20 protein-coding genes and 6 pseudogenes are annotated in these 24,279 nt (G+C 65.9%); 15 read left to right on the top strand and 11 right to left on the bottom strand.

Annotated elements, in window-relative coordinates; translation table 11 throughout:
* The first annotated feature begins 22 nt into the window (after positions 1 to 22).
* Positions 23 to 652, top strand: coding sequence for a hypothetical protein (locus G6N24_RS12145; RefSeq protein ID WP_232070543.1), 630 nt, complete (start codon positions 23 to 25; stop codon positions 650 to 652).
* On the opposite strand, the gene G6N24_RS12140 is transcribed toward G6N24_RS12145, so the two are convergent.
* Positions 620 to 1,462, bottom strand: coding sequence for a ribonuclease Z (locus G6N24_RS12140; RefSeq protein ID WP_085162910.1), 843 nt, complete (start codon positions 1,460 to 1,462; stop codon positions 620 to 622). The two genes, G6N24_RS12145 and G6N24_RS12140, sit on opposite strands and share 33 nt — an antisense overlap.
* Positions 1,463 to 1,678: 216 nt before the next feature.
* Between G6N24_RS12140 and G6N24_RS12135 the strand changes: the two genes are divergently transcribed.
* Positions 1,679 to 2,107, top strand: coding sequence for a CBS domain-containing protein (locus G6N24_RS12135; protein WP_085162909.1), 429 nt, complete (start codon positions 1,679 to 1,681; stop codon positions 2,105 to 2,107).
* A gap of 50 nt (positions 2,108 to 2,157) precedes the next feature.
* On the opposite strand, the gene G6N24_RS12130 is transcribed toward G6N24_RS12135, so the two are convergent.
* Positions 2,158 to 2,757 (bottom strand): type II toxin-antitoxin system PemK/MazF family toxin, encoded by a 600-nt coding sequence (locus G6N24_RS12130; RefSeq protein WP_085162980.1) that lies wholly within the window; start codon positions 2,755 to 2,757, stop codon positions 2,158 to 2,160.
* Between G6N24_RS12130 and lepA the strand changes: the two are divergent.
* Positions 2,736 to 4,704 (top strand): annotated as a pseudogene (gene lepA / locus G6N24_RS12125) (translation elongation factor 4). The gene G6N24_RS12130 and the pseudogene lepA sit on opposite strands and share 22 nt — an antisense overlap.
* Before the next feature lie 153 nt (positions 4,705 to 4,857).
* Here the strand turns inward: lepA and G6N24_RS25845 are convergent.
* The 3 genes and pseudogenes from G6N24_RS25845 to G6N24_RS12110 form a co-directional block, all read right to left on the bottom strand.
* A pseudogene (locus tag G6N24_RS25845) lies at positions 4,858 to 6,614 on the bottom strand (IS1634 family transposase).
* Positions 6,615 to 6,778: 164 nt separating this feature from the next.
* Positions 6,779 to 8,833, bottom strand: coding sequence for a glycoside hydrolase family 15 protein (locus tag G6N24_RS12115; RefSeq protein WP_085162093.1), 2,055 nt, complete (start codon positions 8,831 to 8,833; stop codon positions 6,779 to 6,781).
* Between the two features lie 10 nt (positions 8,834 to 8,843).
* A pseudogene (locus G6N24_RS12110) lies at positions 8,844 to 10,135 on the bottom strand (FAD-dependent oxidoreductase).
* 52 nt (positions 10,136 to 10,187) lie between these two features.
* On the opposite strand from G6N24_RS12110, the gene G6N24_RS12105 reads away from it, so the two are divergent.
* The 9 genes and pseudogenes from G6N24_RS12105 to G6N24_RS25840 form a co-directional block, all read left to right on the top strand.
* Entirely contained in the window at positions 10,188 to 10,382 is a 195-nt protein-coding gene (locus tag G6N24_RS12105; protein WP_085162094.1) for a hypothetical protein, read from the top strand.
* Positions 10,383 to 10,717: 335 nt separating this feature from the next.
* Positions 10,718 to 11,746, top strand: coding sequence for a sulfate ABC transporter substrate-binding protein (locus G6N24_RS12100; RefSeq protein WP_197743091.1), 1,029 nt, complete (start codon positions 10,718 to 10,720; stop codon positions 11,744 to 11,746).
* Positions 11,743 to 12,630 (top strand): sulfate ABC transporter permease subunit CysT, encoded by an 888-nt coding sequence (cysT, locus tag G6N24_RS12095; protein WP_085162096.1) that lies wholly within the window; start codon positions 11,743 to 11,745, stop codon positions 12,628 to 12,630. Before G6N24_RS12100 ends, cysT begins: the two co-directional genes overlap by 4 nt.
* A gap of 46 nt (positions 12,631 to 12,676) precedes the next feature.
* Complete coding sequence (cysW, locus tag G6N24_RS12090) at positions 12,677 to 13,492, top strand: sulfate ABC transporter permease subunit CysW (protein ID WP_085162098.1); 816 nt, start codon at positions 12,677 to 12,679, stop codon at positions 13,490 to 13,492.
* Positions 13,489 to 14,568, top strand: a complete 1,080-nt coding sequence (locus G6N24_RS12085; RefSeq protein ID WP_085162097.1) for a sulfate/molybdate ABC transporter ATP-binding protein — start codon at positions 13,489 to 13,491, stop codon at positions 14,566 to 14,568. Before cysW ends, G6N24_RS12085 begins: the two co-directional genes overlap by 4 nt.
* Positions 14,569 to 14,952: 384 nt before the next feature.
* Positions 14,953 to 16,005 carry an ISAs1 family transposase gene (locus G6N24_RS12080; protein ID WP_163745636.1) on the top strand — a complete coding sequence of 351 codons (1,053 nt, stop codon included), beginning with the start codon at positions 14,953 to 14,955 and terminating at the stop codon, positions 16,003 to 16,005.
* A 660-nt stretch (positions 16,006 to 16,665) separates the two neighbouring features.
* On the top strand, positions 16,666 to 17,007 hold the full coding sequence (locus tag G6N24_RS12075) for a glycosyltransferase family protein (protein WP_139822601.1): 342 nt from the start codon (positions 16,666 to 16,668) through the stop codon (positions 17,005 to 17,007).
* Positions 17,004 to 17,402: a glycosyltransferase gene (locus G6N24_RS12070; protein WP_085162631.1), complete on the top strand. Its 399-nt coding sequence runs from the start codon at positions 17,004 to 17,006 to the stop codon at positions 17,400 to 17,402. Before G6N24_RS12075 ends, G6N24_RS12070 begins: the two co-directional genes overlap by 4 nt.
* 90 nt (positions 17,403 to 17,492) lie before the next feature.
* Positions 17,493 to 17,909 (top strand): annotated as a pseudogene (locus G6N24_RS25840) (HAD family hydrolase); the annotation flags it as partial.
* A 113-nt stretch (positions 17,910 to 18,022) separates the two neighbouring features.
* Here G6N24_RS25840 and G6N24_RS25835 read toward each other — a convergent pair.
* The 6 genes and pseudogenes from G6N24_RS25835 to G6N24_RS25825 all read right to left on the bottom strand — a co-directional run.
* Positions 18,023 to 18,109, bottom strand: a pseudogene (locus G6N24_RS25835) (hypothetical protein); the annotation flags it as partial.
* Between the two features lie 136 nt (positions 18,110 to 18,245).
* A complete protein-coding gene (locus G6N24_RS12055) occupies positions 18,246 to 18,959 on the bottom strand; it encodes a sirohydrochlorin chelatase (RefSeq protein WP_085162633.1) in 714 nt (237 codons plus the stop codon).
* A 1-nt stretch (position 18,960) separates the two neighbouring features.
* Positions 18,961 to 19,081, bottom strand: a pseudogene (locus tag G6N24_RS25830) (hypothetical protein); the annotation flags it as partial.
* Positions 19,060 to 19,803: a phosphoadenylyl-sulfate reductase gene (locus tag G6N24_RS12050; protein ID WP_085162634.1), complete on the bottom strand. Its 744-nt coding sequence runs from the start codon at positions 19,801 to 19,803 to the stop codon at positions 19,060 to 19,062. The pseudogene G6N24_RS25830 and the gene G6N24_RS12050, both read right to left, overlap by 22 nt.
* On the bottom strand, positions 19,800 to 21,467 hold the full coding sequence (locus tag G6N24_RS12045; RefSeq protein ID WP_085162635.1) for a nitrite/sulfite reductase: 1,668 nt from the start codon (positions 21,465 to 21,467) through the stop codon (positions 19,800 to 19,802). Before G6N24_RS12045 ends, G6N24_RS12050 begins: the two co-directional genes overlap by 4 nt.
* Before the next feature lie 114 nt (positions 21,468 to 21,581).
* The gene (locus G6N24_RS25825) at positions 21,582 to 21,638 is read right to left on the bottom strand and encodes an Ms4527A family Cys-rich leader peptide (protein WP_372506756.1); all 57 of its coding nucleotides are present in this window, start codon (positions 21,636 to 21,638) and stop codon (positions 21,582 to 21,584) included.
* A 359-nt stretch (positions 21,639 to 21,997) separates the two neighbouring features.
* Here G6N24_RS25825 and G6N24_RS12040 point away from each other — a divergent pair, with 359 nt between their 5' ends.
* Genes G6N24_RS12040 through hemW form a run of 3 tightly spaced genes read left to right on the top strand, consistent with a single transcriptional unit; the run spans position 21,998 to position 24,269 of the window.
* Entirely contained in the window at positions 21,998 to 22,609 is a 612-nt protein-coding gene (locus tag G6N24_RS12040) for a hypothetical protein (protein WP_232070540.1), read from the top strand.
* A gap of 56 nt (positions 22,610 to 22,665) precedes the next feature.
* Complete coding sequence (locus G6N24_RS12035) at positions 22,666 to 23,058, top strand: transglycosylase family protein (protein WP_232070800.1); 393 nt, start codon at positions 22,666 to 22,668, stop codon at positions 23,056 to 23,058.
* A gap of 26 nt (positions 23,059 to 23,084) precedes the next feature.
* Positions 23,085 to 24,269 carry a radical SAM family heme chaperone HemW gene (hemW, locus tag G6N24_RS12030; RefSeq protein WP_085162637.1) on the top strand — a complete coding sequence of 395 codons (1,185 nt, stop codon included), beginning with the start codon at positions 23,085 to 23,087 and terminating at the stop codon, positions 24,267 to 24,269.
* Positions 24,270 to 24,279: the final 10 nt, after the last annotated feature.

Genomic DNA, 24,279 nt, shown 5'->3' with positions numbered 1-24,279 from the left:
GCGCCAACGAGGCGGACTGGCCTTGCTTGCCTCGATCTGTATCGGGCTGCTCTTCGGCGGACTTGCCATCGGCGTCGCACTGGGCGGCGTGCTGCCGTTGCCCTACGGGCCGGCGACCGCGGTCGTGGCGTACGTCCGCGCCCGGCCGGCCGCGGTGCAAGTCATTGCCGTCGCGGTGTTCGGGTCGTCGGTGCCCTTGGCCGTCTACGCCGCGGCCGCCGCCACCCGGTTGCGGCAGCTCGGAGCGACGGGGCCCGCGGCGGCCCTCGCGCTGGCCGGCGGCACGCTGGCGGCGGGCGCGTTGGGGCTGGCCGGTTTGCTCGGCTGGACGTTGACGCGACCGGAGGTTGGCGCCGACGCCGCGCTGGTTCGGGCGATTTACCTCTTGGTGTTCCTGGTCGGCGGCCCGGGGCACATCGTGGCCCTCGGGCTGCTGGTGGCCGGTGTGGCGCTGCCCGGCCTCACTTGCGGGTTCTTGCCGAGACCGGTGGCCTGGACCGGCCTGACCATCGCCGCCCTCGCCGAAGCGGCGACGCTGGTGTTGGCCTGGCCGGAGCTGGGCGCGATCCTGCCGATCGCCCGGGTCTCGGCGCTGGCCTGGCTGGTCGCGGCGGGCGCGCTACTGTCGCGCGTGCACCTGGACGCGGTGTAGGTCGTCGCCGAGTTCGATCGGTCCGCTGAACTCGGTCGCGGCCAGCGCCCGCCATTGGTCCTCCTGCCCCGGCGCGATCGCGGGCACATAGTGCGTCAAGACCAGGGCGCCCACACCCGCGCGGGCCGCGGTCGCCGCCGCTTCCTGCACCGACGAGTGGTAATCGCAGACGTCCTTGATGCGCTGCTGGCCGACGTTGCTGAGGATGTCCTTGCGTATCACGGTGTGTACCAATGCGCCGGCGCCGGCCGCCAGTTCGTCCAGGCCGGCACAGGGCACGGTGTCGCCGGCCAGCACGACGGAGGCTCCGCCGGTTTCGATTCGGAACCCGATGGTCGGCGCTACCGGCCGGTGGTCGGTGGACGCCACCCGGATCAACACGCCGTCGCGGTCCCACACCTGGCCCTCGGTGTGCTCGTGGACCTCGACCGCCGGCGGCGCGGTCAGATCGGCGTGGTGGGCTATGCGATAGCCGATGTCGTGGCCGAATGCTTTCAGCGTCGCCTCCACCACCTCCGCGGTTCCCGGCGGCCCGATGATCGGCAGGGGAGCGGGATCGGGCGCGAACGTGCTGACCCAGCGCGTGATGAGGAGGTCGCCGAGGTCGGCGATGTGGTCGCTGTGCAGGTGCGTGAGCAGCAGCGCCGACAACCCGGCCGCGCCCACGCCGACGGCCGCCGCGCGCTGCAACACGCCGCGCCCGCAATCCACCAGGAACACCTGGCCGCCGGCCCGCACCAAGGTCGACGGCCCGGCGCGGTTCGGGTCGGGGATGGGGCTACCGGTTCCGAGCAAGGTGATCTCGATCATGGTCCTATCCTTGCAAGCCCAATGCCCGCGAGGTGGCCCAATCGACCGATTCGCCTGTCGGGAAAGGGGATTCGGCCTCGCGATGCGGGTGAGCCGCCGTGCTGGCCGGGGTCCGCCGCGGGGCCGGTAGGCGCCGCGTCTTGCGGGTTGTCTTTCCCGCCGCGTGAGTTAGCCGTAGCCTGGTGTGAATCGGATCACAACCGGCAGGAGGGCTTGATGCGGATCGCGGACGTCTTGCGGCACAAGGGGGCGGCGGTGGTAACGATCAACCCTGATGCGACGGTCCGGGAACTGCTGGCCGGCCTCGCCGAACAGAACATCGGCGCCATGGTGGTGATCGACCAGGAGGGCGTCGTCGGAATCGTCTCGGAACGCGACGTCGTGCGCCAGCTACACACGCATGGCGCCAGCGTGCTGTCGCGTCCCGTCTCCAAGATCATGTCCACCAACGTTGCCACCTGTACCAGATCGGACACGGTCGACAGCATCAGCGTGCTGATGACCGAAAACCGGGTGCGTCATGTGCCGGTGCTGGACGGGAGAAAGCTGATTGGCATCGTCAGCATCGGCGACGTGGTGAAGACGCGAATGGGCGAGCTCGAGGCCGAGCAGCAGCAGCTGCAGTCCTACATCACTCAGGGCTGAGGTTCAGCGTCGCCGAACATTTTCGCAGTGATTGCACGCTCGGTGGCGGCTCAGCGCCAGGCGTAGTCGGCGCGCAGCCGGGCGGCTACGAGATCGAAGGCCTCGCGTTCCAGGATCGCGCCCTCGCGCCGGATGCTCTCCTCGGGCACGTCGAGCACCCGGTCCAGCCGCACCCAGCTCTGTCTGCCCTCGTAATCCCAGATGCCGGAGCCGATCCCGACCCAGTCCGGGTCGGCGGCGTGGCGCTCCTGGCTGGACACCATCAGTCCCAGCAGGACGTTACGGTCACGACCCACGACGAGGACCGGCCGGTCCTTGCCACGGGTGGGATCGTCCTCGTAGACCACCCACGTCCACACGATCTCCCCGGGGTCGGCCCGGCCATCGAGGTTCGGGGCGTAGACCACCTTGCGGGCGCGCTGCGCGGTGGGGAAACTCGTGCTGGTCACCGGGCGACCCGCGGTGACCTCGGCCGGTGGTGGCGGGAGACCCATCGCCATGATGTTCGCGGTGATCTTCACGGCGTGCTGGAGTTCCCGCAGCACGGTCTGCGAATTCTGCAGCTGGCGGGCGACCTTCGGTGCCCCGTTCACCAGGTTTTCCGCCAAGCGCCGGAGCGTCTTCCATTGTGACTTCCCGGCGGACGCCATGTTCGCAGCATAGACGCGCATCCGGACCAGCGATTGTGTCCGGGCTGTTCTGCACGGATACGCTGGGCATACTCGCAACCGCTCAACCAGGAGATTCCCATCAGCAGTTTCGCCGACATGACCTTCACCCCGCCGGCACAGATTCGGAATTTCTGCATCATCGCTCACATCGACCACGGCAAGTCGACGCTGGCCGACCGGATGCTGCAGCTGACCGGGGTGGTCGACGAGCGCTCGATGCGGGCCCAGTACCTGGACCGGATGGACATCGAGCGGGAACGCGGCATCACCATCAAGGCGCAGAACGTGCGGCTGCCCTGGCGGGTCGCTGGAATCGATTACGTGCTGCACCTCATCGACACCCCGGGACACGTCGACTTCACCTACGAAGTCTCGCGCGCGCTGGAGGCCTGCGAGGGTGCGGTGCTGCTGGTCGACGCCGCCCAGGGCATCGAGGCGCAGACGCTGGCCAACCTCTACCTGGCGCTGGACCGCGATCTGCACATCATCCCGGTGCTCAACAAGATCGACCTGCCCGCGGCGGACCCCGATCGCTATGCCGGCGAGATCGCCCACATCATCGGCTGCGAGCCCGGCGACGTGCTGCGGGTTTCGGGCAAGACCGGCGAGGGCGTCGCCGACCTGCTCGACCATGTGGTGCATGAGGTGCCGCCCCCGCAAGGGGATGGCGACGCGCCGCTGCGCGCGATGATCTTCGACTCCGTCTATGACATCTATCGCGGTGTGGTGACCTACGTCCGCGTTGTCGACGGCAGGATCACCCCGCGCGAGCGCATCGCGATGATGTCGACCGGCGCCACTCACGAACTGCTCGAGGTGGGCATCGTCTCGCCCGAGCCGAAGCCCAGCGAGGGTCTCGGTGTGGGGGAGGTGGGCTACCTGATCACCGGAGTCAAGGACGTCCGCCAGTCCAAGGTCGGCGACACCGTGACGACGGCCCGCCACGGGGCCAAGGAGGCGCTGACGGGCTACCGCGAGCCCAAGCCGATGGTCTATTCGGGCCTGTATCCCGTCGACGGCTCGGACTACCCGAACCTGCGCGACGCCCTGGACAAACTGCAGCTCAACGACGCGGCCCTGACCTACGAGCCGGAGACGTCGGTCGCGCTGGGCTTCGGGTTCCGGTGCGGCTTCCTGGGCCTGCTGCACATGGAGATCACCCGCGAGCGCCTCGAGCGCGAGTTCGACCTGGACCTGATCTCGACGTCGCCGAACGTCGTGTACCGCGTCGTGCTGGAAGGCGGGGCGGACAACGCGATTCTTGTCACCAACCCGTCGGACTGGCCCGAGGGCAAGATCCGCACGGTGTACGAGCCCGTCGTCAAGACCACCATCATCGCGCCCAGCGAGTTCATCGGCACCATCATGGAGTTATGCCAGTCACGCCGCGGCGAATTGGGCGGAATGGACTACCTGTCGCCGGAGCGGGTCGAACTGCGCTACACAATGCCGTTGGGGGAGATCATCTTCGACTTCTTCGACGCACTGAAGTCGCGCACCCGCGGTTACGCCAGCCTGGACTACGAGGAGGCGGGGGAGCAGGAGGCCCAACTGGTCAAGGTCGACATCCTGCTGCAGGGCGAGGCCGTCGACGCGTTTTCTGCGATCGTTCACAAGGATTCGGCATACGCCTACGGCAACAAGATGACCACCAAGCTCAAGGAGCTGATTCCGCGCCAGCAGTTCGAGGTGCCGGTGCAGGCTGCGATCGGATCGAAAATCATTGCGCGCGAGAACATCCGGGCGATCCGCAAGGACGTGCTGTCGAAGTGCTACGGCGGTGACATTACACGCAAGCGCAAACTTCTGGAGAAGCAGAAGGAAGGCAAGAAGCGGATGAAGACCATCGGTCGGGTCGAGGTGCCGCAGGAAGCGTTCGTCGCGGCGCTGTCCACCGATGCCGCGGGCGACAAATCCAAGAAGTAGCCCCCGCGAAGAGACGCAAAAGCCGCCGAAATCCCTTGGATTCGGCGGCTTTTGCGTCTGCTCGGCGGCCTAACCCGAAGTTAAGGCTGTTCTGATAGGCGAATCCGCGGTTTGACCTGGGGGTTTGTTGGTTTTGGTGGGTGGTTGTTGTGGCTACGCGGCGATGGTCAGTGGGATGGGGGCCTCGATAAGGTCGAAGGCGCGGCGCTGGTGGGGGGTGGGGTCGGTGAGCTTGTCGATTTCGATGTCGGTGTCGTGGTAGCGGATCCGGTCGCGGGTGAGGGTGCCCAGGTGTGTGAGCAGGTCGCGGAAGCTGCCGACCGGGTTGCCGTCGTCATCGTGTTTGGTGGAGGCCTTGGCTTGGGCGGTGGCGGAGCGGCGTGCGGGGCTACGGGGTTGTCCCGTTGTGGGGTGCTTGGTCGGTGAAGGTCAACGGTGCCCAGGCCTTGCGTAGATGCCAGGTGAGGTAGCAGGCGAGCATGCAGATGAGCATGTGGGCTTTGACCCGGTCTTGGAGGCGGTGGTGGATGGGCCGCAGGTCGAGGTCGTCGGATTTGATGATGCGGAAGTCGCGTTCGACGTTGGCGAGTTTCTTGTAGCTTTCGACTATGGCGGCGGGGTCGAGGGCCTGGGCGTCGACGCTAGTGCGCAGGACATAGATGCCGTCGAGGGCCGCTTCGGCGTCGATGGCGGCCTGGTCGCGGTGGTAGGTGAAGGCGGTGTCGGTGATGGTGAGGTGGAAGTGTTTGCCCACCTTGAATTTTCCGCTGACCCTACCGACCTCGATGCCGATCTTGTCGGCGCCGGACAGGGTGCCCTTGGTGACGCGTTCGGCGATGTGGGCCAGCTCCTTGTCGGTGGCGGCCAGCAGGTCTTGGCGCTTGCGGGCGCGTTCGGCGGCCAGTGCTGGGTTGCGGCAGGCGATCAGCCGTTCGCCGGGGTAGTCGGGGTGGGTGATCTCGGCGAGGTCTTGCTGTCGAACAGGCTCATCTGCAGCGGCCCGTCGTCGCGAGCGAGTTTGGCGATCGACGGGGCGCGCAGCGCGGTGATCCAGTCGAAACACGCTGCGTCGTCGGGGGTGTCGTTGAGTTCGCGCAGCTTGTCGATGCGCGCGCCGGTGATCATGCCGCGGTCACCGACCAGGATCAGCCGCTGGATGGCGAGCTTGTCTTTGATCACCTCAACGATCTGGGTGAACGCGCTCGGGTCGCTGGTGTTGCCCGCGAACACCCGCACCGCGACCGGGCGCCCGTCGGGGTCGGTGAGCACACCGTATTCGATCTGCTGGCACCCTTTCTTGCCGTCGCGGGAATAGCCGTGTGCGGCCAGCTCGCAGCAGCGCCCGGTCACCCACGAGGAACTCAGGTCGAACAACGCCATCCGGCCCGGGTTCACCGACTCCGCGAGATGCTTTGCGGCCAGCTTCTTTCGATCGTCTCCTGGCGGCTGACAAGCCAGTCCATCGCCGCGTAGATCTCATCGGTGGATGCGTCGGCCACACCCAGGTCGACCCCGAGGGTGGTATCAGACCACCAGCCCAGGGTGGATAGCTTCGATTTTGGCCGCACCACCCGCGAGATGATCAACGCGACAGCAATGTCGCGGGCCCGGCATGGCGGGCCTAGCAGTGCGGCCAGCTTGAGCTTGCCCGCCATCGCCGCCACCGCTGCGACATCACCGTGCGGCAGCGACCGCGTCTTGCTGAACTCGCTGCCGGCCGCCACGAGCGTGTGCCCTTAAGCGTCGCCTCGATGGCGGCGATCGCCTCCGGCGGGAGCGGACAGGTTCGCCAGAGTTTGGTGGCGCACCTTGCCCCCGTCGCGGAACGAGCGGCGCAGCAGGATCGTCTCGTAGAGACGTTGCTCGCCTGACTTCGTCACGTATCCACGCAGATTCCGGGCTACGTGCATCGAACCTGAGTATGCCGCCACGCCGTTATCCTAACGCATTCTCATCACACAACGTCGTAACGACACACCATATTCGTGGCTACACTCGCCAACTGTGATTCTACTGATTTCCCAGGTCGGCTACACAATCCTCGAGTACCAGCGGTCGGAACTTCGGCCTAACGCTACATGGGCGCGTTGGCGGGCTGGAACATTCCCGAGCTGTCGGCTTCCTCCTCGGCGCGGATCACGTGGACCACCGCGTTGATCAGCGCCAGATGGGTGAACGCCTGCGGGAAGTTGCCGAGGTGCCGCCCGGTGCGCGGCTCGATCTCCTCGGCGTAGAGGTGTAGCGGGCTGGCGTACGACAGCAGCCGCTCGCACAGGCGCTTGGCCCGGCTCACCTCACCGATCTCGACCAGCGCCGACACCAGCCAGAACGAGCAGATGGTGAACGTGCCTTCCTCGCCGGACAGCCCGTCGTCGGTCTCCTCCACGCGGTAGCGCAGCACCAGGCCGTCCTGGGTGAGTTCGTCGGCGATGGCCAGCACGGTGTTGCGCACCCGCGGGTCATCCGGTGGCAGGAATCGAGTCAGCACCACCAGCAGCAGCGAGGCGTCCAGCGCCTCGCTGCCGTAGCGCTGGGTGAACACCCCCCGGGAGTCCACCCCGTGCTGCAGAATGTCGGCCTTGATCTCGTCGGCGGTAGCCCGCCATTGCTGGGCGTAGCTCTTCTCGCCTTGCCGCTCGGCCAGTTTGGCCCCGCGGTCGAGCGCCACCCAGCACATCACCTTCGACGAGGTGAAGTGCTGCGGCTCGCCGCGAACCTCCCAGATTCCGCGGTCGGGCTCACGCCAGTGCTTGATCGCCTCTTCGACCTGCCTTTTCAGCACCGGCCACAGGGTTTCCGGGACTTGCTCGCGGGATTTGGCGTGCAGGTAGAACGAGTCCAGAATCGAGCCCCAGATGTCGTGTTGGTCCTGGTTGTAGGCGCCGTTGCCGATGCGCACCGGGCGGGCGTGGTCGTAGCCGGACAGGTGGTGCAGTTCCTCTTCGACCAGGCTGCGCTCGCCACCCACGCCGTACATCACCTGCAACGGATGGCGTTCGTCGCTGTTGGCGCCGGACACGTCGGCGATGAACGCGAAGAAGTCGTCGGCCTCGCGGTCCAGTCCGAGGGTGTACAGACCCCACAAGGCAAACGTCGAATCGCGGATCCAGGCGTAGCGGTAGTCCCAGTTGCGTTCGCCCTGAGGCGTTTCCGGAAGCGACGTGGTGCTGGCCGCCAGCAGCGCGCCGGTGGGGGAGTACGTCAGTCCCTTCAGCGTGAGCGCGCTGCGCTGCAGGTAGGCCCGCCACGGGTGGTCGGGGAAGTTGCCGATGTTGATCCACTGCCGCCAGCACTCGGTGGTTTGCCACATCCTGTCGGCGGCCTCTTCGTAGGTTTGGGGTGCCGGATGCTTGGTCCAGCTCAGCGCGACGAACACGTCGTCGCCCTCTTTCATCCGGGTGCGTGCTCGCGCCTCCCGGCCCTCCAGGCCGATCCGCAGGTTGGTGGTCAGCCGCAGTGTCGGATGAGCGTCGGGTTGCTTGCTGGCACGGGCGATGGCCTCACCGTATGCGTTGGCCGAGTATTCCCAGGTGACGCCCAGACGATGGTAGTCGAACGCCGGTTCGCAGCTCATCATCAGCTCGACGGTGCCGCTGACGCAACGCACCGTGCGCAGCAGGATGTGCTCGGCGTCCCAGTCCATCGGGGTGCGACGGTGTGTGCGCGATCGCCGCTCGATGTCGTGCCACTTGCCCATCACCAGCGCGTCGCGCACGATCAGCCAGCCGGTGTGGGTCTGCCAGGTGGTTTCCATGATCAGGCTGCCGGGAAGGTAGCGCCGCGCCGAGGGCACCGAAACGCCATACGGGCCCAGGCGGAAATGGCCGGCGCTGCGGTCCAGGATCGCGCCGAACACGCTCGGGGAGTCCGGCCGGGGCACACACAGCCACTCCACCGAACCGGCGGGTGAGATCAGGCAGGTGGTCTCCCAGTCGGACAGGAACGCGTAATCGGCGATCGGCGGAAACGGGTTGCGCAGCGAGGGGTTGGACGGGAACGTCATGGGCGAGCTGAACGCGACGGGCGTGGACAGGCTTCTTCGGGAGGCGGCGGTCGGAAGCACTTCCAACGCTTCAGCCTCGGCGGCCTGGTCGGTGGGCTGGTCGGCGGGTTCGGCGTGCAGGACCATTTCGACATCATCAACTGTCGACCTGCCCGGCGTCCACTTGCTGCGCTGAGGTGTCGGGCAGGGCTTTTCCCGGGCGCCTGGCGAACCCGGGCGCGCGCTCGGGGAGCGGGCCGATCGCCACCATGTGGCCGAGCATCCGCCGCAACGCTGGTGTGCGGCCGACCAGCCGCACCGCGCGTCCCGGTTCAGGGTCGGCGCCAGCCAACCCCACCGCGATGACGCCGGCGTGCATCGCCCGCTGTGCTGCCTGCAGAAGCGCCGTTGGCGCCCGGCGGCGCGCCTGCAGTCGGGCCAGTTGCCCGGTAGACACCGGCCCGCGCGCAGCGGAGGGGCCAGCAGGCGCGCGGCGGCCACCGCATCGGCGACCGCCAGGTTGATGCCGACGCCGCCGACCGGTGACATCGCGCGCGCCGCGTCGCCGATGCACAGCGCACCGTCGCAGTACCACCGCCGCAGCCGATTAAGTTGCACGTCAAGCAGTTTCACGTCGTCGAACGAATTCACTGCGCCGACGCGGTCGGCGAGCCAGGGCACCATGCCCACCAGCACGCGGTGCAACGCCTCGATGCCCTGTGCCCGCATCTCGGTATCGGTTCCCTTCGGAATCACGTAGGCGATCTGGTAGTAGTCGCCGCGGTCGATCAGGATGATCCCGTGCCCGGCCTGGAACATGCCGGCAAGTCCGGGTGGATCGTCGGGCCGGCGATCCACCCGGAACCACCAGACGTCCATCGGCGCGCCGAACCCGCGTGGTACCAGGCCCAGCGCCGAGCGCACGGTCGACGTCCGGCCGTCGCAGGCCACCGTCAGCTCGGCGCGCATCTGCTTGGTTTCGCCCGCCGGATCGCGATAGGTGACCCCGATGACGCGGCCGCGCTCGTTTCCCGAACCCCGAACCACCCCGGTGACCTCGGTGCAGCGCAACAACCGGAAGTTGGGTTCGGCCTCGGCCGCGCCGGCCAACAGCTCGAGGAAATCCCATTGCGGGACCAGGGCGATGTGCTGGTGTGCGCCGGGGAGGCGGGTCAGGTCCAGGTCGACTTCTTGGCCCTGCAGCCGCATCCGGATGGTGTCGATGAGGCGATGTGGAATCTGGGCGAATCGTGACCCCAAACCAAGTTCGTCGAGCAGCCGCAGGGTGCTGGCGTGCACCGTGTCGCCGCGGAAGTCACGCAGGAAATCGGCGTGCTTTTCCATCACCGTGACGTCAACTCCGGCACGCGCCAGCAGCAAACCGAGCGTCATTCCCGCCGGCCCGCCGCCGGCGACGAGGCACGTAGTGTGGTCCGGTCCCTGGGGCATCGGCCGATATTGGCACATTGGTTTCGGGTGCTGGGCCGAATAACCTGAGTCGGTGGACAAGTTCCTCAGTTGGTGGGACGGCGTGGAGCTCTGGCTTTCCGGGCTTCCCTTCGTGGTGCAGGCCCTGGCGGTGATGCCGGTCGTGTTGGCCCTGGCCTTCACCGCGGCCGCATTGCTGGACGGTCTGCTCGGCAAGGGCATCCAGCTGATGCGTCGCGCCCGCCACACCGACGAGGCGTCCCGGTAGTTTCGATGCCGCGGTCGCACGTCACGCTGGTTCTCGTCGCGCTCATCGTGCTGGTGGTCGTCACCTGGCTGCTCACGCACTGAGGGCGACACGCTAGCGAATTCTGTTAGGCTTCGCGCCATGCACGCAGCAACCGACGCTTGGGAGCGCCCCGGCTTCGCGCTCTGCTGCGGGAATGCGGCCGCGGGCATGTGCGCGGTGGCCGACTTGCACTGTTGTCGCTGACTCCCAACCCGCGCGCGGTTTGGTCGAGTTCGTGATCTGATCGATCGCCTTGCCTGCCTTTCCGCAGCGATGGGACCGTCGTCCATATGTCCCGCACTGGAAGGTCGCCAATGTCGCCAACGCTCCGTGGCCTCGGCAACGTCGTCGCGCTCGCCGTCGCCGTCGGTGTCGTCGCCGCGTGTCATGGTGGTGCCAGCGATGTCGTCGGCGGCGGGGGGGTGGCCAACGCACACACGAGTATCACGCTGGTCGCCTACTCGGCCCCCGAACCCGGTTGGAGCAAGGTGATTCCCGCGTTCAACGCGTCCGAGGAGGGCGAGGGCATCCAGGTGATCACCTCGTATGGTGCCTCCGGCGACCAGTCACGCGGCGTTGTCGATGGCAAGCCGGCGGACATCGTGAACTTTTCGGTCGAACCGGACATCACTCGATTGGTCAAGGCCGGCAAGGTTTCCCAGGACTGGGACACCGACGCCACCAGGGGCATCCCGTTCGGGTCGGTGGTGACGTTGGTGGTACGCAAGGGCAATCCGAAGAACATCCGGGATTGGGACGACCTGCTGCGGCCAGGTGTCGAGGTCATCACGCCCAGCCCCTTGAGCTCGGGGTCGGCCAAATGGAATCTGCTCGCCCCGTACGCCGTCAAGAGCGAGGGCGGCAGAAATGGCCAGGCCGGCGTTGACTTTGTCAACCGGTTGGTGCGCGAACACGTCAGGTTGCGCCCCGGATCGGGGCGAGAAGCCACCGATGTCTTCGTCCAGGGCAGTGGTGACGTGCTGATCAGCTACGAGAACGAAGCCATCGCCACGGAGCGACAAGGCAAGCCGGTCGAACACGTCAACCCGCCGCAGACCTTCAAGATCGAAAATCCGCTGGCGGTCGTGAGCGGCAGCACGAACCTGGGAGCCGCGACCGCGTTCAGGAACTTCCAATACACCGCCGAGGCGCAGAAGTTGTGGGCGCAGGCCGGTTTCCGGCCGGTCGACCCCGCCGTCGCCGCCGATTTCCGGGACCAGTTTCCGGCGCCGGTGAAGCTGTGGACGATCGCCGACCTGGGCGGCTGGGGCACCGTGGATCCGCAGCTGTTCGACAAGAACGCCGGCAGCATCACCAAGATCTACATGCAGGCCACCGGATGACAGCGACGATCCCGGATCCGGGAGCGATCCGGCCCGCACTCGAACCCGACGATGGTGCTCCCCGCCGGCTGGCGGATGCGCGCCCCTTGGGCCGGCCGGGCGGTACGCAACTGCAGGTTGGCGTGGCGATGGTGTGGCTTTCGGTGATCGTGCTGCTGCCGCTGGCCGCGATCGGTTGGCAGGCCGCCGGCGCCGGCTGGCAGGCCTTCTGGCTGGCGGTCACGTCCCGCGCCGCGCTGCAGTCCTTCCAGGTGACGCTGACCATTTCCGCCGTTGTCACGGTGATCAACATGGTGTTCGGTCTGTTGATCGCCTGGGTGCTGGTGCGCGACGACTTCGTCGGCAAACGGCTCGTCGACGCGATCATCGATCTGCCGTTCGCGCTGCCCACCATCGTCGCCAGCCTGGTGATGCTGGCCCTTTACGGGAGTAACAGCCCGGTGGGTCTTCATCTGCAGCACACCGCGTGGGGCGTGGGGGTGGCGCTGGCGTTCGTGACGTTGCCGTTCGTGGTGCGCGCCGTCCAGCCGGTATTGCTCGAGATCGATCGAGAGACCGAGGAGGCGGCGGCGTCGTTGGGTGCCAACGGTCCGAAGATCTTCACCTCGGTGATATTGCCATCGCTAACGCCGGCGCTGTTGTCCGGTGCGGGCCTGGCGTTCTCGCGAGCCATCGGCGAGTTCGGTTCGGTGGTGCTGATCGGCGGCGCGGTGCCGGGCAAGACCGAAGTGTCGTCGCAGTGGATCCGGACCTTGATCGAGAACGACGACCGTACCGGCGCCGCTGCGATATCCATTGTGCTGCTGTCGATCTCGTTCGTTGTGCTGCTGTTCTTGCGTATCATCGGAGCGCGTGCGGCCAAACGTGAGGAGATGGCCGCATGACATCGGCGCCGACGACGATGCAGAGCGATGAGGAGGAGTGGTGCGCATGACATCGGCGCCCGGGGTTCGTTATCTCATCCGATCTATCGCGCTGGCGTACACCTTTGTGCTGCTGGTCATTCCGGTGGCCCTGATCCTGTGGCGGACCTTCCAGCCAGGGTTGGGCCAGTTCTACGACTGGGTCAGCACCCCGGCGGCGATTTCGGCGCTGAACCTGTCGCTGCTGGTGGTGGCCATCGTGGTGCCGCTGAACGTGATCTTCGGTATTCCGACGGCATTGGTGCTCGCCCGCAACCGCTTTCGTGGCAGGGGAGTGCTGCAGGCGATCGTCGATCTGCCCTTTGCGGTCTCGCCCGTGGTCGTGGGTGTCGCGCTGATCTTGCTGTGGGGATCGGCCGGCGCGCTCGGCTTTGTCGAAAACGACCTCGGGTTGAGGATCATCTTCGGCCTGCCGGGCATTGTGCTGGCGAGCGTCTTTGTCACCCTGCCGTTCGTGGTGCGCGAAGTCGAACCGGTACTGCACGAATTGGGAACCGATCAGGAGGAGGCGGCCGCAACCTTGGGTTCTAGCTGGTGGCAGACGTTTTGGCGGATCACGCTGCCATCCATCCGGTGGGGCCTGACGTACGGCATCGTGCTGACCGTCGCCCGGACTCTCGGTGAATACGGCGCGGTCATCATTGTTTCGTCCAACCTGCCCGGGAAGTCGCAAACGCTGACACTGCTGGTCTCCGACCGCTACAACCGCGGGGCCGAGTACGGCGCCTACGTGCTGTCGACATTGCTGATGGCCGTTGCGGTGCTGGTGCTGATAGTCCAGCTGGTTTTCGACGCCCGCCGAGTGCGCAAGGAGGTGACATGACGAACACAGCCGACCACGCCATCGTCGTGCGGAACGCCTACAAGCAGTATGGCGATTTCGTCGCACTGGACCGCGTGGATTTCGCCGTCCCCGCCGGTTCGCTGACGGCGTTGCTGGGTCCCAGCGGTTCGGGCAAGTCGACCCTGTTGCGCACCATCGCCGGCCTTGACCAGCCGGACCATGGGACCGTCACCATCAACGGTCGCGATGTGACCCGGGTGCCGCCGCAGCGTCGCGGCATCGGGTTCGTGTTTCAGCACTATGCCGCGTTCAAGCACCTGACGGTGCGCGACAACGTCGCGTACGGGTTGAAGATCCGCAAGCGGCCCAAGGCGGAGATCAAGGCGAAGGTCGACAACCTGCTGGAGGTGGTGGGCCTCAGCGGCTTTCAGGCTCGCTACCCGAATCAGCTGTCCGGGGGCCAGCGTCAGCGCATGGCGCTGGCCCGAGCGTTGGCGGTCGACCCGGAGGTGCTGCTGCTCGACGAGCCGTTCGGCGCGCTGGACGCCAAGGTCCGCGAGGATCTGCGCAGCTGGCTGCGCCGTTTGCACGACGAGGTGCACGTCACCACGGTGCTGGTCACCCACGATCAGGCCGAGGCGCTGGATGTCGCCGATCGGATCGCCGTCCTCAACAAGGGCCGGGTTGAGCAGGTCGGGTCGCCGACCGAGGTGTACGACGCTCCGGCCAACGCGTTCGTCATGTCCTTCCTCGGCGCTGTTTCCATGCTGAACGGTGCGTTGGTCCGCCCGCACGACATCCGGGTTGGTCGGACCCCCAACCTGGCGGTTGCCGCCGCCGACGGCACCGCGGAGTCCGCCGGGGTGCTCCGCGCGATCGTCGATCGGGTAGTGGTGCTGGGGTTCGAGGTTCGTGTCGAGCTGACCAGCGCGGCCACGGGAGGCGCGTTCACCGCCCAGATCACCCGGGGCGACGCCGAGGCGCTGGCCCTTCGGGAGGGTGACACCGTCTACGTGCGCGCCACCCGGGTTCCGCCGATTCCCGTTGAGGCGACGAGACCCCTCGGCCGCGCCGTGGACGCCGGCCAAGGTCGGGCGACAGTGACGACGGCGTGATGCCCCCTCGGTGCGGGGTGAGACGAAAAGCCGGGTGCCGGACACGGCTGTTGGCCAGCACATCGAGCCGCCGCGCGGCCCCAACGTGCGCGAAACCGCTTACGAGCGCAATGCACCCCGCGCCGATCTACGATCCCAAGCACGGCCCCGCGCCAATCTACGACCCCAGGGCGCCGGAAAGGTTGATGCGTAGAGCTGTGACCTCGGCCGTTATCAGTGTGTGACCGGCGTGTCGGATGTGGCGGGTGTGGCCAACGGGCTTGGATGCAGGTTGCGAAGCCAACCATCCGAACCCGAGGTCACACCCACGTGCCATCTTCTCCGACGCCGCCTGCCGATGCGAACCCGACGCGCCACGAACGCCTGTTGCAAGCCCTGCAGACAGTGCCCGACCCACGCGACCGGCGCGGGGTGCGCTACTCGTTGGCCGGGGTGCTCGCACTGGCGGTCACAGCTACCTTGGCCGGGTGCCGGTCGTTCGCGGCGATCGGCCAATGGGCCGCAGAGGCGGCAAGTGGCACACTGGCTTCGTTCGGAGTCACCAGCGGCAGCGCCCCGGACGAATCGACGTTGCGCAAATTGTTCGCCCGCCTCGATGCCGACGCCCTCGACCAAGCATTGGGCGTGTGGATGTGGACGCGAACCTTCACCGTCGAGCAGCGTCGCGTGATCGCCATCGACGGCAAGACGATCCGAGGCGCGCGCACCCGCGCTGGTGGCAAGGCCCCACACCTGATCGCCGCATTCGACCACGGTGCCGGAGTCGTGCTAGGACAGGTGGCCGTCGACGCAAAGAGCAACGAAATACCCGCTGCGCGAACACTGTTGAGGCATCTCGATCTCGACGATGCAGTGGTGACCCTCGATGCGATGCACACCCAAACCGATACCGCCACACTCATCACCGGCGCAGGCGGCGACTACGTGTTCACAGTGAAGGCGAATATGCCGACCCTGCACCACAAGCTCAAGACACTGCCCTGGAAGGACATGCCCGCCCACACGACCCGGGCCGCTGAGCGTGGCCGACACATCACCCGTTCGATCAAGGTCGCCGACGTTCCCGACTGGATCGACTTTCCCGGTGCAACCCAAGTCGCCCAGCTGCGCCGCACCGTCACCGTTGACGGAAGCAAAACCGTCGAGGTCGTGTACCTGATCACCTCAGCAAACCACACGGCCGCACCGCCCCAGCGGCTCGCCACCTGGGTCCAAGGGCACTGGAGCATAGAAAATCGCCTCCACTGGGTCCGAGACGTCACCTTCGCCGAGGACTCCTCGCAGGTACGCACCGGCCAAGCACCACGGGTGATGGCCACCTGCCGCAACCTCGCCATCGGCATCCTGCGAATCACCGGCTGGGACAACATCGCCGCCGGCCTACGCCACCACGCCACACACCCAGACCATGCCCTCAAACTGGTCCTGACCTCATGAGACGCGACTTTTCCGGCACCCTGTCTACGACCCCAAGCACGGGACATTTACGCGTCGTAGCCGACGACCTTTGCCGCGCCGGTTTGCATAGTTGAAAGGTCCCCATCTGAGTCAACATTGAAGGGAACCTGCCATTAATTGGGCCGATGGCAACGACGCGTCGGTCAGCCCTGCTGCCACGTGGCCGCCGGACCGCATCTGGAGCACGCGCCCATCGGCGAACCACGGTTGAGGTGCAGGCCAAACCCGCCGTCATAGCCAAAGCGGACGGCGCGCAAATACTCTAAGCCGGTCAGTAAAGCATAGGGATTCCGCGTGGCCGATGATTATTGGAAAGCCGCTTCGCGGAATCCGCGATGAAAGCGGTTGACAGCCTTATGATCCATCCTGAAGTTGAACCGCAGATAAGCACAAGCGAAGCCCGGCCTTGCGAAGGACTTCTACGATAGGCTTATCAGACCGATACCCTGTTGGGATATCACCCAGCGAATCTTCCTTGCTGCGTAACGCATCACGGTCCGTTTGTTCATGATTTCATCAGCAAGTTTTCTGCGGATGAGACGGGTCAGGCGTACGGAACTGCCGATAAAGCCCTGCACCTCCTGAAGTATCAGGAGCTAGGTATACAGCGAGTACGGACTAACAACAACATGTTCGTACTTGCAACATTCGCAGCTCCAACGCGACTATCTACTTCGCAACGGTATCGACAGTGCGCGCATACGCCCTGTGCGGCCCCCAATCAGCGTTCCCGCAACGGCGGAATCTCGCCTGCCTAAGCCGCTGTTCCGGTTCATCGCTGGGGCGGAAATTCTTGTTTTTACCGCCGCTGCCCGTCTAGATTATTTCAAGAACGTCGAACTTCTCATCGACACAGGTATTCATGCACTTGAGAAGAATATTCCCGTCCGTGTCCTGATCGTGGGAGGTAACGAGTATGATGATGCCCGGCAGGCCTATCTTCTCAGCCGGATTCGCCGCGGTATTCGACTCATTTCATGATTGCCGACAAGCTATCCAAGCCAAAGCTGTATTCTCTTTTCCAGGCGGCCCGGCGTAACGGTATATTTGTCTTCCCCTCGCGGTATGAAACACTGGGTATCACACCGTTGGAAGCCGCTATGAGTGGAGTCTGCACGCTGGTCACGAACTCGCGCGAGGTAGAGGCATCAAGGCTGTTTCCGAGCGAGTATCGTTTCGTCCCGGAACAGGATAAGTTATGCAGCGCTATCCAGCGGTTCCATACAGAGGGAATAGAAAATTCAGGTGCACAACTCCGAGACAGGATCTCCGGCGAGGTATCGGAGAAATTGTTCGCGGACGACATGCTCGACGCATGGACTCATTTCTCCAGATTGTCATACGGTTCGGTCCGGGATGAAGGAAGGGAAGATTGACGGCAAACAAGTAAATCACACATCGCGGATGACCACCATGATCTCATTGCCACTCGCCAACTCGACGTCTCTCATGATCGCTTCCGGTCGATGGATACCGAAAACGTCCGGAGTCCGGCGGCAGGCCGACGCAACCGCGGCCGACGAAGCGTGGACGATGCTACGAGTGGGCGCCCTCTGTCCCTCGCGACATGGGTCCGAGCATCGGGAGCTCTGATTCCCAAAATGTATTTCGTATGCGATGCAATATTGTTCGATGTAGACGGCACGCTTGTCGATTCCCGGTCAGCTGTCGAACGAACTTGGCGTCTGTGGGCCGAACATTATGGGTTAGACGCTGCCCACGTTGTCCGCATCTGCCATGGACGACGCACCGAGGACACCGTCGCTTTGCTCTTGCCGGAAAGTGAACACGCACGGGCCATTGAGAGGCTGGACGAAAGGGAATTGCTCGACTTGGATGACATGGCACCGATGCCAGGGGCGGCTCGGCTCTTGGCATGCCTAGAAGAGTCATCCTGGGCGATCGTCACCTCATGTACCACCGCGCTAGCCAGGGCGCGACTGGGCGCTGCCCCAGCATCCTTTCCCGCGCGTACGCCAACCGGTGAATCCTCCATAACGAGGCATCTCTGCGCGGTGGTACCCAACCTTGCGGCAGCTTGAAGATAGCCACTGAGATCCAGCGGACCCGTTAAGCTCCACATTTCTTAACAGATGCGCGTGCACTTGTAACGCTCAGCGCGGGTAGCAATCGTTGGACCCGCAGGCATGCGGAATGCTTCTCGCTGACACTTCCGCTTGACGGTTGGTTCCACCTGCGTGATCGGCTCGGCGTGGCCGTCAGGCCGCTACGCGCTCAGCCGCTGCCTGATCGAACCGATCCAGCACCGTCGCGGCCACCAGCCGGTGGGCTCCCAGTGGTGCCGCCATCGCGATGCCGGCACCCCGCGCGAAGCGTTGCACCCGATCCGGCAATCGCCCCGGGGCCAAGAACCACGGCGCGATGACCACCCGGCGGGCGCCGCGGCGCCGCAATTGGTTGGCGGCTTCGGCCAACGACGGTTCCGGATGGCTGGCGAAGGCTGTTGTCGCGGCCGTCCAGCGCGTATCCGCCAACAGCTTCGGCGCCACCTCCGCGGTTCGCGCGTTGGCGGCGGCGTTCGATGAGCCGATTGCCACCACCAGCACGCCGAGGGTGTCGTCGAGCGGAGAAACGCCCAACTCCGTCACACGCTGACGCAGCACTGACACCAGCCGATCATCCTCGCCGAGCACGTCGGCTTGGCAGACTCGATGACTGGCAGCGCAGCGTGCGATCTGGCCAGGGATGTCGACGCGGGCATGGTAGGCGTCGGCCAGCAGCAGGGGACTGACAACAGCCGCGCCAGGGCACCCGTTGAGCACTTCGACCAGGCCTGGCGAATTGTGCTCGCAGAACGCAACCTCAACATCGACCTCGGGCCGCATGCGCGCGACTTGTTGCGCGACGGCCCGTGTGTTGGCCGCCGACCGCGGATCCGCACTTCCGTGCGCGGTCAACACGAGGGTGGTCATTGGCGCCGCTCTCCCCCGCAAGCGGGAGGTGCCCCCTCATCATCGCTTCGTCCCCCGCAAGCGGGCGGTACCCTCACTGCATCGTCGCCGGCGCGGGTGGTCACGAGGCGTGCAATCCACATTCGGTCTTGGCCAGCCCCTGCCAGCGCCCGCTGCGCGGGTCGGCGCCCTCGGCGGGCTTGGCCGTGCACGGAGCACAACCGATCGACGGATAGCCTTCGTGGACAAGCGGATTCACCAACACGTCGTGCTCGGCGATGTAGTCTTGCATGTCCTGGTCGGTCCACGCTGCGAGCGGATTGACCTTCACCAGCTTGAACGCCTCGTCGAAGCTGATCAGAGGGGCGTTGGCGCGGGTGGGCGCCTCGACCCGGCGCAGCCCGGTCACCCAAGCGGAGTAGCCGCGCAGCGCCTTGCCCAGGGGGACGACCTTGCGCAGCCGGCAGCACTCGCCAGGGTCACGCGCGAACAGGTCCTTGCCCAGCAGGTGGTCCTGCTCGGCGACCGTGTGCTCTGGTGTGACGTTGAGTACCCGGATGTCGTAGGCGGATTCGATCGCGTCTCGGGTGCCGATGGTTTCTACGAAGTGATAGCCGGTGTCGAGAAAGATCACCGGTACGCCCGGCCGCACCTTGGCGGCCAAGTCCACCAGCACGGCGTCGGCCATGTTGGAGGCCACCACGTAGTTGCACGTCGCCCACGCCCGGGGGCCGTTGACACCGCCAAAGGTCTCTTCGGTCCATTGCAGTAGTTCGGTGGCGCTGGCGCCGTCGAGTTCGGCCGCGCCGCGCGCCGCCAGCGCACGCAGCTCGGATTCGGTCGGCTTGGTCGTGTCGCCGCTCACCGCAGGTCGTCCTCTTCGGCCCGAATGGCCCACTGCGCGAAGCGTTCACCGTCACTGCGATGCTTGACGAAGTTGCGCACCACCCGCTCGATGTAGTCGCCCAACTCGTTGCTGGCGACCTTGTGCTGACGCAGTTTGCGGCCGAATCCGCTGTCCAGGCCGAGGCTGCCACCCAGATGCACCTGGAAGCCCTCGACCGAGCCGCCATGCCCGTCGTCGACCATCTGCCCCTTGAAGCCGATGTCCGCGACCTGAATTCGCGCGCACGAGTTCGGGCAGCCGTTGATGTTCACCGTGATCGGCACGTCCAGCTGGGAGTTGATGTCCTCGAGCCTGCGCTCCAGCTCGGGCACCAAACCCTGTGCCCGGCCCCGGGTTTCGGCGAATGACAGCTTGCAGAATTCAATCCCGCTGCAGGCCATCAGATTCCGGCGCCAATGCGACGGCCGCGACTGCAGACCCAGCGCCTCCACGCCGGCGATCAGGTCGTCGAGCCTGTCGTCGGGGATGTCGAGGATGACCAGCTTCTGGTAGGGGGTGAATCGGATCCGGTCCGAACCGGCCTGCTCGGCCAGGTCGGCCACCGCGGAGAGGATGGTGCCGGACACTCGTCCGGCGATCGGGGAGAATCCGACGGCGTTGAGCCCGTTCTTCAGCCGTTGCACTCCGACGTGATCGATCGGATGCTTGATCGGCTCGGGGGCCGGGCCGTCGATGAGGGCGCGCTTGAGGTACTCCCGCTCGAGAACTTCCCGAAACTTTTCAATGCCCCAGTCCTTGATCAGGAACTTCAGCCGCGCCTTGGACCGCAGCCGCCGGTAGCCATAGTCACGGAACACCGACGTCACCGCGGCCCACACCTCGGGCACTTCGTCCAGCGGAACCCAGGCGCCGACCCGCTGGGCCAGCATCGGGTTGGTGGACAAGCCGCCGCCGACCCACAGGTCCAGGCCGGGCCCGTGCTCGGGATGGTTGACGCCGATGAATGCGACGTCGTTGATCTCGTGCGCGACATCCTGCAGACCCGAGATGGCGGTCTTGTACTTGCGCGGCAGGTCGGCGAAGTCGGGCTTGCCGATGTAGCGGCGCACGATTTCCTCGATCGCCCAGGTCGGGTCCAGCACCTCGGCGAGCGACTCGCCGGCCAGCGGCGACCCCAGCAGGACGCGCGGGCAGTCGCCGCACGCCTCGGTGGTCTGCAGCCCGACGACATCCAGCCGCCGCCAGATTTCGGGGACGTTTTCCACCTCAACCCAGTGCATCTGCAGGTTCTGCCGATCGGAGATGTCGGCGGTATCCCGGGCGAACTCCGTCGAGATCTGGCCCAGCGTGCGCAGCGCGGCCGCGGATAGCGCGCCGCCGTCGCACCGCACCCGCATCATGAAGTACTTGGCCTCGAGCATATCGATGTTCTCGTCGCCGGTGAACGAGCCGTCGTAGCCCTGCTCGCGTTGGGTGTAAAGGCCCCACCAGCGAAAGCGCCCGCGCAGGTCGCTCTTGTCGATGCTGTCGAACCCGCCCTTGGCGTAGATGTTCTCGATGCGTTCCCGCACGTCGAGCGGGTTGCCGGCCTTCTTCATCTCTTCGTTGGCGTTGAGGGGCTCGCGATTGCCCAGCGCCCACTGGCCCTCGTTGCGGGCCTTCGCGGGACGTGCCGTCGTCATTCGAGGGTGCTCCTTCGCGAACGTTGCAAGCCTTGGAACGCGCCGAAACGCCGGCTCTCCGGCGGCGCAGATCCGGCGGCCAGCTGAAGGTACAGGTGGGCTGGGTCTACGACATCAAGGCAGACAGCTACAGCTGCAGACACGCTTGAGGTCGATATGCCGCCGCGCCACCAGCGGGGTCCGCGGTTTGGGGCGCAGGTCCGGGTTGGCGACGGTCACGGGGACATTCTGCCATGGATGGCACCCAGCCGCGCGACCAGGCCGAATTTCTCCTCATGATGATCAAAACTACGGATCAACCCTGGGTGATTGGGTAAACAAAACCGGGAATCGGCTGAGAGTCACCCGCCCCTAGCGGGTAGCCGAGGGAGGCGTCGGGCCCGATGGGCTCGACCGTTGGGCGCTGTACCGCAAATGTTGCCCGAGTCGAGTGTTAGTAGTGACAAATGTGGCTATAGGTAACTATAGTGACCCGTGTTCCAGGATCTAACGATCGGTGTTCCAAACGTTGAAAGCCGTAGGTGAATGGCATGGTCTCGTCCGGAGAGGGCGCGAGTGGCGCCCGTAGATCCGCCGTCGACGGCGATTCGGTAGCACGGGCGTCTGCTCCCGAGAGCAAACCGGTGGTAAAGGGCATCAAAGGCAGCGGTGCTGGTCGCGCGAGCAGACTGAAGACCCGCTGGCTCGGCGCGCTTGCTGTGGCCGTGGTCTTCGGTGTGGCCGGGCTGGCTTTTGGGGGCTGGTTGCTCTTTCAACAGCACCAGAGGAACGAGGCCGCCAGCCAAGCGCTTGCCGCCGCGCGGAATTACGTCGTCAAGCTGACCAACCTTGACTCGGACGCGGTCGACGCCAGGTTCGGCGACATCCTGGACGGCTCGACTGGCGAATTCCGGGATTCGTACGGCAAGTCTGGTCAGCAGCTGCGCCAAATGGTGGTCGACAACCAGGTGCACACGCGAGGCTCTGTCGTCGAGGCCGCGGTGAAGTCGGCCACGGCCAACAAGGTCGTGGTCCTGATGTTCGTCGACGAATCGATCAGTAATCGCAATAGCCCGCGATCGCAGATCGACCACAGTCGCATCAAGTTGACGATGGTGAAGCTGGACGGTCGGTGGGTGGCCAGGAAGGTACAACTGCTATGAGGTTCCAGATCGGGGCGCGGCAGCCTGGCGGTAGCACGCGTAGCGGCGTATACAGGTTGCTCGCGGTGACAGCCCTCGCGGGTGCTGTCCCGGTTTTGTCGGTCGCGGTATCGACCGGCAGCTCGCACGCGGACAGCGTCAACTGGGAAGCCATCGCGCAATGCGAATCCGGCGGCAACTGGGCAGCCGATACCGGCAACGGTTTCTACGGTGGTCTGCAGATCAGCGAGCCGACGTGGGAGGGCAACGGCGGAACCGGATTGCCGTCGACCACGAGCCCGGACGGGCAGATCGAAGTCGCGGACAGGATCATGGCCACCCAGGGACCGGGCGCGTGGCCGAGATGCAGTTCCTGCAGTCGTGGCGATGCCCCGGCGGGTTCCCTGACCCAGATCCTGACAGCCCTGATGGCGTCCGGCGGGGGCTGCATGGGCAACAACGACGACTGAGCGGGTCAGCCATGACATGATTTGGCATGGCCCTTCGCGAGGCACCGGTGGACCTACCCGAGGTGCGGCCGATTCCAGGACGGCCCTTCGGGTTGTACGTGCACGTGCCATTCTGCGTAACCCGTTGCGGGTATTGCGATTTCAATACCTACACCCCGGCCGAGCTGGGTGGGGTGAACCCGGACGCCTGGTTGCTGGCGGTGCGGACCGAGCTCGAGATGGCGGCCGCACGGCTGGACGCTGCGGTGGTGCACACCGTGTTCGTCGGCGGCGGGACGCCGTCACTGCTGGGCGGTGAGCGCCTGGCCACACTGCTGGATATGGTGCGGGAGCATTTCGTGCTGACTCCCGGTGCCGAGGTCACGACCGAGGCCAACCCGGAGTCGACGTGGCCGGAATTCTTCGCGGCGATCCGAGCGGCCGGTTACACCAGGGTGTCGCTCGGCATGCAGTCGGTGGCGCCGCGGGTGCTGGCGACGCTCGACCGGGTCCACTCGCCGGGGAGGGCGTTGGCCGCGGCCCGCGAGGCGATGGGCGCGGGCTTCGACCACGTCAACCTCGACCTGATTTACGGCACCCCTGGCGAGTCGGATGACGACGTGCTCCGGTCGGTCGACGCGGCGGTGGAGGCCGGTGTCGACCATGTGTCCGCGTACGCCCTCGTCGTCGAGGATGGCACCGCGTTGGCACGGCGGGTTCGCAGTGGCGAGCTGGCCGCGCCCGACGACGACGTGCTGGCGCATCGCTACGAGCTGGTCGACGCGCGGCTATCCGAGGCCGGGTTGACCTGGTACGAGGTGTCCAACTGGTCGAAACCCGGCGGTGAATGCCGGCATAACCTTGGGTACTGGGACGGTGGCCAGTGGTGGGGCGCAGGACCGGGAGCGCACGGTTACGTCGGCGCGACGCGCTGGTGGAATGTCAAGCACCCCAGCACCTATGCGCGGCTGCTGGCCGGTGCGAGGCTGCCGGTAGCGGGCTTCGAACAGCTCGGTTCCGAGGCGTTGCACACCGAAGACGTGCTGTTGAAAATCCGGTTGCGCCAAGGGCTGCCGCTTGCCCTGCTGGGTGCCGCCGAACGCGAGCGCGCCGGGACCCTCTTGGCTGAGGGGGTGGCCGACCGGTTGCTGGTATCCGACGGCGACACTGTGGTGCTCACCCGGCGGGGGCGGTTGCTGGCCGACGCGGTGGTGCGCACGCTGTTGGGGTAACGGCGGCGTG

Origin of the sequence: Mycobacterium lacus (assembly GCF_010731535.1) — a bacterium.
In the GTDB taxonomy this organism is placed as follows: domain Bacteria; phylum Actinomycetota; class Actinomycetes; order Mycobacteriales; family Mycobacteriaceae; genus Mycobacterium; species Mycobacterium lacus.
The sequence above is the reverse complement of the archived record's forward strand: the minus strand, read 5'-3'. Positions and strand labels throughout refer to the sequence as shown.